Source organism: Paenibacillus sp. S02, assembly GCF_019454065.1.
Taxonomy (GTDB): Bacteria; Bacillota; Bacilli; order Paenibacillales; family Paenibacillaceae; genus Paenibacillus; species Paenibacillus polymyxa_B.
In genome coordinates this window covers 503,435-515,826 of the sequence record NZ_CP073682.1, presented here as the reverse complement: position 1 = coordinate 515,826, position 12,392 = coordinate 503,435, and the positions used below count along the sequence as shown (strand labels likewise).

Here is a 12,392-nt window from a genome sequence, read left to right as displayed (position 1 = left end):
GGAACTCTGAGTTTAAGTTTTGTTTAAAAAACGGATTCGGGTCCCGGCTGATGAACTGAAAATCTCCCTCTCCAAATTCATTTCGCGAGCCAGCAGTTCTGTAATCGCCAAACCAATCCCGGCCCCTTTTTCACTGGACTGTTGCTCCATACCGGGCCCTTTATCTGTGATAACCAATGCCTCAGTTCCATTATCTTTCTGTACTTGAACACCGATAAATCGGCCTGAGGCAGCATGGCGAACTACATTTTGAAAGAGATTGTCCAGCAGACGACGGAAGCCTTGCTCATCGACATTCCACACCATACTATGTTCGGGCAGGTCGATATCCACTTCAAAGCCCTCCTTTTCCCACACCGGATACCAGCTGGCTACACACTCCCGCACTAGCCGCAGGATATCACGCGGTGTGTTATTCATAGTGTATTTTCCACTAGCTAGCAGATTATAGGTGAGCAGATTATCGATCAGACTCCCAAGGTCTTTTAGCTTGTTTTCCATCAGTGTAATCGACTGTTTCCCTCTGCTGCTCAGATTTTCACCATCTAGTGTATACAGATGGCTACGCACGACCGTAAGCGGTGTCCGAATATCGTGTGACAGATCCGCGACCAGTCTCTTCCGCAGCTCTTCCTCCTGACGCTCACGTCCCCGACTCTCTGCCAACTGCTCGACCATCTGATTAAATGCTTCTTCCAGCTTGCCGATTTCATCCGGGCGTCCAGTGGTAACAAGAATGGGCAAGCCATCCTCTCCTCGCTGCGACATGGCGGCCTGAAGCTGCAACAGTCTACGCCGAATGCCTCCAAAAAACAGAAGAGATACGAATATAAAAGCGCCCAGAACCAATACGATAAAAAAGAGATAGTACATCAACATGCTACTATCTGTAGGTGGCTGTTCAAAGAACGAACGAGGCACTTTTAACACCATATAGCCCTGATTTACATCATTCTTGCCCCCGCCAATAAAGGCTACTACCGTAAACGGCCCCTCATAGCTTGCTTGCTTCATAAAAGCTATAGCCTGCGCAGCGTTCCATTGTTTTGGCATGTTAAGTTGTGTGGGTAACTCCAGCCTTGTTCTACCTGCGGTATCCACCCAAAATATTTGTGAGTTAGGGAACATATCTTGTTGTATTTTGCGCAGATGGGCTGAGATTTGCTCTGGTGTGGCTCCCTTCAAAGCTACAGCTTCGCGATGCCAGCTATTTTCGGTATGGGTAGTAGAGGGATAGTAAGCATTTTTAGGCTTGAGCTCCGCCCCCCAGTTCAATAACACGCTATATATCAAGGCTGTAACAGGCAACACAATGGGCAACAGCATCATAGCAACCACAATAATGACCAGATAACGGAACAACAGTGAACTGCGAAACCGACCTCCCTGACCCGGCCTAGAGCTGGGGTGTAGCCTCCTCCAATCCTTGCGCGTCCTGCTCATTATGCTTTCACCCGATATCCTACACCACGGATCGTCTCAATGATGCGGGGTGCCGCAGGATCGATCTCCAGCTTTTCGCGAAGGTGTCGGATGTGGACCATTAAAGTTTTGTCTCCGTCGATATAGGGATCCCCCCACACTGCTTCATACATTTGCTCTTTTGTCATAATTTGGCCCAAATGCCGCAGCAAATAAGCAAAGATGTGATATTGCTTACCTGTCAGTGTAATTTCCTCCCCGGTATCACGGTTCACAATACGGTTATCAGGAGAGAAGACAGAGAGATGCCCCAGTTGTAAGGATTCTTCCGGCACGGTTCCCGATCGGCGCAGCAAAATCTCCATACGTGCTATGAGCTCGTCCGGGTGAAAGGGCTTGGTTACATAATCGTCGGCGAAATCCAGTCCTTGCAGCTTATCGTCAATGGATGTACGGGCAGACAACATGAGAATGGGAAGCTCCGCGTACTCTTTCTTGAGCCGCTTCCCCATGGTGAATCCATCCAGACCGGGTAACATCACATCCAAAATCACGAGTCGGCACGTACGGGCTGCTTCCACAGCCCCATCCCCGCTGCGAAGCCATACTACAGCGTAATTCCGCTCTTCCAAATACTGATGCGTCCAAGCTCCAATATCCTGGTCATCTTCGATGTATAACACATTTGTTTTCATCATGGGCACCTACTTATCGTTTTTCTTTTATGTAATGGGCATTATAGCATTTATGGTACATGACCCACTTAAAAAGGTTAATAACTACCTTATACGACATACGCTTCACATTTTCAAATTTGAATGCTCGTGAAAAAAGGAGGCCTACCCGATGCTGCTGGAAGCGATATACCATCACCCGAAACGCAATTGGGCTTTTGGTTATAATGATGAAACGATATTTCTACGGCTACGTGCGAAGAAAAATGACCTGAATACCGTTCATGCTCTCACCGGAGATAAATACGATTGGGACCGCACCCGACAGCTTGTCCCGATGTCCAAATTCGCTACCGATGGCAGGTTTGATTACTATGAATGCAGCGTAAAACCTACTCACCGTCGGCTGAAATATGGATTTTTGCTAGAAGACGGTGAGGAACGTATTTGGATGAACGAGGATGACTTCACCACCCAGGAACCTCAAAACGCAGACAGTCTGTTCCAATATCCGTTTTTGAACCCGATTGATATTCTGAAGCCACCTGCATGGGTGAAGGATGCTGTATTTTATCAGATTTTCCCGGAACGTTTTGCGAACGGTGACCCCTCCATCAGCCCAGAAGGTGCAGAGACATGGGGCGGAACGCCACAAAGAGACAATTTTTTCGGTGGCGATCTACAGGGGATTCTGGATCACCTGGATCACTTGAACGAGCTAGGGATTAACGCCATATATATGACCCCTGTGTTCAAGGCAACGACCAATCATAAATATGATACCGAGGATTATATGGAGGTGGACCCGCATTTCGGGGACAAAAAGACATTGAAAAAACTGGTCGATGCCTGCCACGAACGAGGAATTCGGGTGCTGCTTGATGCGGTGTTCAACCATTCAGGCCGTACTTTTAAACCGTTCGTTGACGTGCAGGAAAAAGGCGAAGCCTCGCCTTACAAGGACTGGTTCCATGTACATAGCTTTCCCTTGGAAGTGGCGGATGACATACCGACCTACGATACGTTCGGGCTGGAACCGATGATGCCTAAGCTGAACACCGAACATCCTGAGGTGAAAAAGTACCTGCTGGAGGTGGCAAAGCATTGGATCGAAGAAATCGGCATCGACGGTTGGCGGTTGGATGTGGCAGACGAGGTGGATCACGCCTTTTGGCGGGAATTCCGTACTACGGTCAAGCAGGCCAATCCGGATGCGTACATTTTGGGTGAAATGTGGAATGAATCGTCTGAATGGCTTCAGGGGGACCAATTCGATGCAACGATGAATTATCCGTTCACCTACGCGGTGAATGATTTTTTCGTCAAGAAAGTGACCGATGCCCAAAGCTTTGCCTTCGCCATCGGACGACAGCTGGCCCGCTATCCGCAGCAAGCATCCGAGGTTGCCTTCAATCTGCTGGATAGCCACGACACACCACGCCTGCTGACACTGTGCGGGGATGACAAGCGGCTGATGCGACTGGCCGCCCTGTTCCAGTTCACGTACATGGGCGCACCCTGCATCTATTACGGCGATGAGATCGGTCTGGATGGAGATGCCGATCCAGGCTGCCGCAAGTGCATGGAGTGGGACACCGACAAGCAGGACCGCGAGCTGTTCGACTTTTACCGCGAGTTGATTGCTCTTCGTAAGGGGCACCCTGTCCTCCGTGATCAGGGAAGCATCACCTTTCTGGAGGCACAGCCAGAGGGCACCTCACTTGCCTACGAGCGCCGCAGCGAGGAAGAGGTGCTGCTCGTGCTGCTCAACCATTCCGATGAGGATCACGTTTTTGAACTGGACATTCCTGAGCAGGAATGGCAATTAGCCTTTGGCGAAAGCCAGTGGTCCATAGGAGCGAAGGGGTTGCATGCCAAGCTTCCACCCTACGGATACGCTGTGCTGAAGGCAGCGCCTGCTCAGTAGAAGAAAGGCATAAGCCTCTATAAGCGGATGCTGATGAAAGTACCTGTTGAATACGGTAAAAAAGCGAGACCACCAGGAACAAGATAGTTAACTTGTTCCCGGTGGTCTTTTTACGTTGAATATGAGCTTCTATCCAAGTCGATTATTTGTTTTTAACATCTGTTCTTACTACCCCAACATCCGAAGCATTGATCGAAATGGGGTTACCGCCTTGTCCTGTCTGAGCTGAAGATGATTGTCTGACGACCACCGAAACTCTTTTATTCTTAAAGCCAGTTCGTCTCGTTCTTCCCAATGCAATACCTCCTTAAATATATACGTGAGTTCCTTAAACCTCTCAATTACGACTCAAATGCGAAGAGATATGCTATATGAATATGCCGCTGTAGAAAATAAGTATCGGCGAATATCAGATCTTTGAGTAAAGAGGCTCGGTGATTCACACAAAAAAAAACGAAATTTCCATCTATAAAAAAAACGCTCCAAGAGGATATACCCTTGAAGCAGTTTTTCAGCGCTACCTGAGCCAGTACAGCAGTTTACGCAGGTAGCGTCCGTGTTTTCAATTGCACGTACAACTGGTGCGTCACCTGCTGCGGCTCAATACCCAACTCATCTTCCAGTATACGGACGAAGCTTTCATAATGCTTTTGCGCAGCGGTATAATCGCCCAGTTGGGCATAGGCGGTCAGCAGCAGACCGCAGATATCGTCTGAGTATGGCTCCCGTTGTTGTAGGCTGAGTAAGCGCTGAACAGACTGCCGGGTACGACCTGAGCGAAGCTCTTCTCTCGCCAGCTCAGAAGCACATGCCAGATACATACTGCGCAGCTTCTCCCTTTTTGCATACGCCCACGGGTAATCGTGCTCTTCTAGATAGTTGCCACGGTATAGAGCCAACAGGCTCTCAATACGCGGCGTACCGCCGCTACCGGATGCAGCCCATTCGGATATTCCCCGCTCGAATAGCTCCACATCTGTAATCCAGCCATTGCGGTTCAAGCGGTAGCGATCCAGATTATATTCCAGCTTCGTATCTTGCATCCGTTCTTTCAACGCCTTGCGGATTTGGTAAATGGACGTGTGCAGGTGAACAACAGCCTTGTCCAAATGATATTCAGGCCACAGCGCATCTAGCAATTGTTCTTTGCTCACCCATTCTCCTTCATGGTGTAGTAAAAAGGAAAATAGCTCCTGTGACTTTAATGTGCGCCATTTGAATGGTTTCGCTCCTAAGGCTTCCTGTCCATTCTCCAAAATTTCAAGCTTTTGAAAACAACGTACCTTGGGGGATTGCTCTGCTGCAACTCCCAAACTGGAAGAACGAGGATTAGCCAGCGTGGCTGCAATCCGATCTAACGTTTTGGATAGCCGCCGGGCATGAACGGGCTTTAACAAGTAATCCAGTGCTTGCAACTCGAACGCTTCAATAGCATATTCCGAGTACGCGGTCACAAAGACGATATGAATATGGGAATCCAGCTGTTGAATCCACTCGGCGGCCTCCAGACCGTTCATCTCTGGCATTCCGATATCTATAAAAACAATATCCGCACGTTCTGCCGCCAGATGATGCAGCCCCGCTTGTGCAGACGTATATTTGCCCATTACCGTTAACCGTCCGTCCGCCTCCAGCAACCGTTCCAAGTAGGTTAATGCCGACCTCTCATCATCAATTAAAATCGCCTTCATTTGTGTCTGTACTCCCTTCCTGTGCAACCATCCATCATGATGCTCTATTTACATGCTATCTGCTTTATCCTTACAATTTTTAATTCCTTATATTTTATATATCGTATCATCGCGGACGCGACATTAGCTTTTCCGACAAATGTACTGTACTTTTTTATTCATCGGTATTCCGGGGTGAGATCGTTTCCGGCACACGGAAGCTTACCGTCGTCCCTTGCATAGGATTACTTTCAATCCGCAACCCTTCTCCATACATATGGATAAGACGGCGGTGGATATTACGCAGTCCCACGCTGGAAGATACATGATCCTCCGACAACAGCTGTTCCAATCGCTCGGACGGAATCCCTACGCCGTCATCGGTCACGCTGACTACAAAATCGGTTCCATCCTCCTGCACAACCACTCGCACGGTTCCACCTGTTGCCCGTTGCATCACACCATGTCGTATCGCATTTTCCACGATGGGCTGAATGCTTAATGGCGGGATAAGCGACCGGATGTTCCTTCCTACCTCTACGGTCACCTGCAAACGTTCTTCAAATCGTGCTTTTTCCAGTGCCACATACGATTCTACCAATTCCAGCTCCTTGGATAACGGCACCGTATTCTCCCTGTTCTGAAAATCAAAACTGCCCCGCAAATACTGACTCAGCTCCATGAGCAGCTCCGCTGCTTTATCCGGGTCTACGGCTACGGTCGATACAATAACATTCAATGCATTGTACAGAAAATGCGGCTTGATTTGTGCCTGTAAAAAGGCCATTTCCGAACGCACCGCTTCCTCCGCCGAATGACGCATGTTCAACAGCGTGCGCACACGCGCCTTTAATTCCTCAGCATCAACAGGCTTACGTAGAAAATCATTAGCTCCCGCCATAAAACCTGCGCGGATATCGCCGGGCAGGTCGCGTGCCGTCAGCAGCAACACCGGTAGCTCGGACAGGGAATACCGTTCCCGTATCCGTCGGCATAGCTCAATACCGGACATTTCCGGCATCATCCAATCCGTAATGACCAGGTCAAATCGGGTACGGCCATTCAGCATGTGAAGTGCCTCCTCGGCATGATCCACTGCCACCACGCTACAACCTGTGGTATATAATAGCTCCTCCAGCACCCGAAGATTAACCTCATCATCATCCACAGCCAGCACTTTGTAAGGAACAGTCTGAACTTGCTCTTGGACATCCTCTTCATGCGGAATCACATTCTGACCCGACGTCACGCCAGGCTGCAATATAACCGTAGACGAAACATCTTTTTGAGCTTCATGTGCCAACGTTCCGGTCTGCGCCAAGGGTAGTGTAAAATAAAAGGTCGAACCCTTGCCCAATCTAGATTCTACCCGGATATGACCACCATGCAACTCCACCAGGCGACGGACTATGCCTAATCCAAGCCCTGTTCCACTGTATCCTTCATCCTCAGCATTCGCCCCTCGGTTAAAAGGTTCAAATATATGCGAAAGATGCTCTTGGGCAATACCGGACCCGGTGTCCTTCACACTGATTTCCATTTCGCGGTTCCCCGCTTTGACAGAGATTACGATTTCGCCTTCCTCCGTAAATTTCACCGCATTACCCAACAAATTGTACAAAATTTGAATCAACCGATCCTCATCCGCATCCACCTTGGGCAACGAACTGGGCCATTCTTTGACAAATTGAAGCTTTTTCTTACCCACCGTATGACCCAATACCTCCAGCACGGAATTTACAGCTGCCTGTACATTAACAGGCCGACGATTTAAGGCTAATCTGCCATTTTTCAAATTAGAAAAATCCAGAATATCGTTAATTAAATAAGAAAGTCTGCGTCCTACATTCGCAATCAAGGCCAAGTTGTGCTTTTGCGGCTCATTGAATTGTGTCCCGTAGCGGTCTAGCATGGATTGAGCGATATTAATAATTCCATGCAGAGGAGTGCGCAGTTCATGTGACGTGTTGGCCAGAAATTCGTCTTTTAACCCATCCAGTGTTAGCAACCGTCGTGACAGGTTCTCAACCTCCATAAACGAATGTACAAAACGTTTGGCCAGCAGAAGCGTTTGAGCCAATACGAATATGAGCATTTCATAGGCTGTCACCCCACGCACATCTCCCCAGCCCAAAATATACACAAAACTAGTCACTACAATCATAAGAATGCTCATAATACTAATGACTAGCAGTGCAGCGTCATCCGTCCGTTGAAGAAGTCCACGAATCAAGATCAGTAATACATATCCCACACTGACTACACCAAAAAGGAGAATAAACGCTTCAAAGGATGAGAGTATCAGTGTAGGCAACAATAGCCCCATACCCAGCATCAGTGCGGTTGTAATATTATAGAGGCGCAGCACGATCCGATTCATAACAATCTGCGTCGAAAGATGAACATACCGGATCAGAAAATAGTAGAACAGCGTTGAAGAGAACGACTGTATTTTTAGTATCCATTCATAAGGTAAATCCGGTATTCCCCAAACCAGCAGCTTTTCTCCATGTGTCAGAATATAAAATAAAGCCGCGATGCAAAAACATCCTAAGTAAAGCAATGCCTTCTCCTTTTTACGTAAAAGGTACAGCATGATAAAAAATACGGTAGGAATAAAAAATCCAGCTACCAGTACGGTGTCCTCTGCCATCGCAACTTCCCGGCTATGCGCAATACTCTCGTAATCCCCAAATAACAGTGGATAAATGATTCCACCGGAGGAATAGCTATAATTAGCCACATGCACGGTAATATCAGCTGAATGTCCATCTACCGCTGCAAATCCAACATAGGGGGCATTGCCCTGCTTGCCCTTGTCGGCAGAAACAGAGGGAATGCCACTTGCTCCCACGTTTTCTCCATCAATCCATACTTGACTGGCGTTGCGAATGTTTTGCATATAGATGCCATACAGATTTTCCGCTTTTTCAGGCAACAGCACACGAATATGATAGGTTCCATATCCGGTCGCCTGTCCCTCAGGCATCCACTGATTCCATCTACCAGGCACATCTACAATCTTGGTAGAAGATCCCGTTTCCATCCCCAACTCTGAAGAACTCTGATGATTTACCCAATCCTTATCTTGCATTTCACGAAAGGATGAAGGTTGCACAAGCTGATTGGGGTAAAATTCCCACTCCCCTCCCAGCTGTACAGGGCCTTCCTTTTCGGGATTCCAATTACGCAAATCAATAACACCGTTGTGAGCTTTCCAATGACTGTTCCCGGATAAAACACCCGACACTAACGGATACACCGGCAACGCAACCGCAAGCAGAAGTATAATAAAAAATAAAACCCCCTGTTTTTTCATAATTCCTCCGCTCTTTTCAATATCGTCTATCTTTTAGTATCGGTTATTCTAACCAGCTGTATTAGAAGCGCTGCCCATGCAAAAAGGGACGCCCGCCGCAGACAAAAATCTGTGCGGAATCGTCCCCTTCTAGACACCTTTTTACTCCCTATATTCCCCTTATTAAGGAATCATGCCTTCATCATTACCACCGCCAGGAATCGAGCCTGAATCGTCTCCGCTGTTATCGCTCGGTGGCGTTGCTCCACCGTTGCTGTCACTGCTTCCTGTTCCGCTGCTTTGTTGCTGGCTGGCTACAAAATCTTTATACTCCTGAATCGCATCTTCCAGATTCATATAATTTTTCTTGATTTCCGGCATAGGATAATACTGGTCCAGATGATTGAATGCATCCACTACTCTGTGAAAGTAGATCGTCGTTGGATCTGTACCATTTGCTGTGAGCAGATTGTTCGCAATTGTCTTGAGCTCATAGATATCCTGACCAGTTACTATCCATTTGGATTGGTAGTTCGAAAACGCTGTAATCAAATCCGTGTTAGCCTGGTCTACCTGCAGCTGTGTGCTATCTGGAGTATGAAGCACAAGGTTTGCCTGATTAATTTGCCCTTGAAGTTCTTCGTTATCTTGTTCGGTATAATGACGACCGAACGTCTGAACTTCATTATTAGCTAAATTTATGTTGAAATTCAACAACGTGGTATCCACCGCTATTGGTACAGCATACTGGCTCTTTACCTGTTGCAACTCCTCGTATACGGGAACAACGTCTTGTAATTTAAAGCTGGACAAACTCAAGAAGATGGAGGCATGCTCTGAAGCCGAAGATAAGGCTTGCTGAGCTTCAGCGCTTAATGTGCCTGAATTTTGCACCAAAATTCCATTGATCGATGTCTGCATTTCAATGATTTCGTGTCTCAATTGTAGTCTTTTCTCGTTATATTTTTCAATATAGGTCCCTTTAGCCTGACTTAATTGATTATAAGAGATTACCAATTGCTCCTCAGGAGTAAACGGCATAATGAGTGCAAAGTTGGCTTGTCCTGTTAGTTGCTCTAAAGGCATTATTTCCGTGAGCAAGTAATTACGAGCAACAGGGTCAGACAGTAGTTTCAGTTGAATATCTTGAACCAGCTGTTGCAGTTTTTCCCGAGTTGTAGCAGGCACTGGCGCAGTGAATTCCGCAAGTCTTTGACTCAGCTCCATGTTCAAGGTCAATACGTCCTGCTGCGTCATAGCGGTGTGCATCTTCTCTGTATATTCCTGAATGAGGTTGTCTAGTTCAGCATTTTGAGAACCACTCTGATCGTAGATAACCTGCGCTTCTTGTAGAGTATTTTTAAGCACTGAGAAGTCCGCTGCTTGCAGTGCCAAGAATGATTCTGTGGCAACTTCTATTTTTTGTGTCCATTCATCCAACTGCTCAGTTGTAGCTAATGGGTTCACATATATATTTAATCCTTCTCTCACTAAAGACTTGTAACGCGCTTTGTCTGTTTTCAAATTCTCCACACGATCCGTTACATCAAGAAAATGCAGATAGGCATCTCGGAGTTTTACTGATGCATTGTAGACTTCAATTACTCGACGCAAGCTTTTTACTTCCCGATCCACAATATTTTGAGGCGCATTCCCTTCCAACACATTGTTGCCAAATTGAATAGCTTGACTTAGTGATTCATCCCAAAGAGGCGGGAATTCGTCGCCAACCATTCGGTTTTGTTCAAGGGTAGTCGAAGCTACCTGAATCAGTCTAACTAATTCCTGTGTTCCAATCACCGGTTCTGTGACTGAAGCTGTGTACACAGAAACATCCCGTTTCAATGTGCTGAGCGCTTGATCTACTTCTGCCTGTGTAGCTGCTGTATTGTTCAGTACCAGCGTAGCTTGATTGATTGCTATGGACAAGCTTTCCTTCGCTACGGCCGTGTAAAGCGCCTGATCCGGTCCACCCTCACCTGCACGCTCCAGCAGTTCTTTGGCTGCATGGACTTCTGTCTCCAGCTGACTGCGGTCAACGCTAACAATGACGCTGTCGTGTTTTTTCTTATCTTTGCTATCTGTGTCCGTGACAACCGATCCAGCAGAGGATGAGTTCTTCGTACCATTTACGAGACTAACAGCTTCTTTCATCGCATCATAGTTAATGATAACATCCTGCGGCTGTTTTTGTTCCGGCAGGTTAAGCTGGTTGATTGTAGCTCCCTTAGCCAGCGTAATAAAGGGAACACCCACATATTGTGATGCATCCAGCAAACCAATACTACCGCTAACCAACAGCTTGCCCAGTCCCTGTTGCAACGAAACACGGCTAATCGCGGCATTTCCCTCGGTCACGATCGATGCATCATTTTTCAGCGTCAGGTTGTCGATCTTGGTCGTCCCGGTTGCGGTCAGCTTGGCATCCTTGGAGCCAAGCTCCACACCGGACCATGCCGTATTTTCCAAAATGGCCGATACAGGCTGAGTTCCTGAGCCTTTGATTTCCAAGACGCCTGTGGAGGACATGTTCTTCAAGGTTACTGAGCCATTAACGATTAGGCGTCCCTCAAAAGATACACCCTTACCGTCAAATACGCCGCCGTCTGCGTTAATTTCCAGCTTATTCACACCTGTCAGTGTACGCAAATTACGGTTAAGGTCGAATTTTGCCCCTTTTAATACAGCTTTGTTATTTTCACCGAACAAACCTTGCAAAGACCCTTCTAACTGGTAAGGGATATTTCCGATTCGAACGGTATTGCCCTCTGATTTCACTTCTCCTACCGGATGATCCAGCAGGCTGACGAATACTTCTGCACCACTCTCCCGGTTCAATGGATTTTTCAAATCCGTTGCAGAAGCATCCTCTGATAACAGACCGTAAGAGCGGGCAACCTGAACTGCATTTTGCTGTGCATTCGCTGTGCTGGCATCCTGTAAGTCCATTGCACGTACTAGCGATACAATCAGTTCTTCCTTGGTAATGGCATCCCCCGGACGGAACAGTTCCCCGTTGCCTGTCATATACCCGGCTGCACGTACAGCCTCAATATAGGGAGCGCCCCATGCATCGGACGATACATCCATAAAAGAAGTTTGCTGCTGATTGTTAACTTCCAACTGGAACAGACTGCACAAAATTTTAGCCGCTTCTGCGCGGGTCAAATTCTTTTGTGCCATAAAATCGCCCTGCTTACCGCCTGTCATCAAACCCAAGGTGCGGGCTTGTGCTACAAATCCAGTTTCGCTTTGCGTATCTGCTGTCGCTGCATAAGCAGTCTGGACGCCGCCCACCCAAGGCAGAGATACGATTGAACCTGAAGCAATACCCAATACCATCGCAGATGCAATCCATTTATTTCGATTTACAAGTTTCAACATTTCCACTCCTAGACACT

General features: G+C 47.4%; 7 protein-coding genes. 1 reads left to right on the top strand and 6 read right to left on the bottom strand.

Going from position 1 to position 12,392, the window contains the following annotated elements:
- Positions 1-12 precede the first annotated feature (12 nt).
- Complete coding sequence (locus tag KAI36_RS02290; RefSeq protein WP_220026815.1) at positions 13-1,443, bottom strand: sensor histidine kinase; 1,431 nt, start codon at positions 1,441-1,443, stop codon at positions 13-15.
- Complete coding sequence (locus tag KAI36_RS02285) at positions 1,443-2,117, bottom strand: response regulator transcription factor (protein ID WP_220028025.1); 675 nt, start codon at positions 2,115-2,117, stop codon at positions 1,443-1,445. The genes KAI36_RS02290 and KAI36_RS02285 overlap by 1 nt, the downstream gene beginning before the upstream one ends.
- A 151-nt stretch (positions 2,118-2,268) precedes the next feature.
- On the opposite strand from KAI36_RS02285, the gene KAI36_RS02280 reads away from it, so the two are divergent.
- The gene (locus KAI36_RS02280; protein WP_220026814.1) at positions 2,269-4,023 is read left to right on the top strand and encodes an alpha-glycosidase; all 1,755 of its coding nucleotides are present in this window, start codon (positions 2,269-2,271) and stop codon (positions 4,021-4,023) included.
- Between the two features lie 142 nt (positions 4,024-4,165).
- Here KAI36_RS02280 and KAI36_RS02275 read toward each other — a convergent pair whose 3' ends face one another.
- The 4 genes from KAI36_RS02275 to KAI36_RS02260 all read right to left on the bottom strand — a co-directional run bounded on the left by KAI36_RS02275 (position 4,166) and on the right by KAI36_RS02260 (position 12,375).
- Entirely contained in the window at positions 4,166-4,318 is a 153-nt protein-coding gene (locus tag KAI36_RS02275) for a hypothetical protein (RefSeq protein WP_167348614.1), read from the bottom strand.
- 244 nt (positions 4,319-4,562) lie between these two features.
- On the bottom strand, positions 4,563-5,714 hold the full coding sequence (locus tag KAI36_RS02270; protein WP_220026813.1) for a response regulator: 1,152 nt from the start codon (positions 5,712-5,714) through the stop codon (positions 4,563-4,565).
- 154 nt (positions 5,715-5,868) lie between these two features.
- Positions 5,869-9,012: an ATP-binding protein gene (locus tag KAI36_RS02265; protein ID WP_220026812.1), complete on the bottom strand. Its 3,144-nt coding sequence runs from the start codon at positions 9,010-9,012 to the stop codon at positions 5,869-5,871.
- Positions 9,013-9,174: 162 nt separating this feature from the next.
- Positions 9,175-12,375 (bottom strand): S-layer homology domain-containing protein, encoded by a 3,201-nt coding sequence (locus tag KAI36_RS02260; RefSeq protein ID WP_220026811.1) that lies wholly within the window; start codon positions 12,373-12,375, stop codon positions 9,175-9,177.
- Positions 12,376-12,392: the final 17 nt, after the last annotated feature.

Coding starts and splice junctions, on each gene's coding strand:
- KAI36_RS02290 (WP_220026815.1), bottom strand. CDS start 1,443: ATGAGCAGGACGCGCAAGGATTGGAGGAGGCTACACCCCAGCTCTAGG.
- KAI36_RS02285 (WP_220028025.1), bottom strand. CDS start 2,117: ATGAAAACAAATGTGTTATACATCGAAGATGACCAGGATATTGGAGCT.
- KAI36_RS02280 (WP_220026814.1), top strand. CDS start 2,269: ATGCTGCTGGAAGCGATATACCATCACCCGAAACGCAATTGGGCTTTT.
- KAI36_RS02270 (WP_220026813.1), bottom strand. CDS start 5,714: ATGAAGGCGATTTTAATTGATGATGAGAGGTCGGCATTAACCTACTTG.
- KAI36_RS02265 (WP_220026812.1), bottom strand. CDS start 9,012: ATGAAAAAACAGGGGGTTTTATTTTTTATTATACTTCTGCTTGCGGTT.
- KAI36_RS02260 (WP_220026811.1), bottom strand. CDS start 12,375: ATGTTGAAACTTGTAAATCGAAATAAATGGATTGCATCTGCGATGGTA.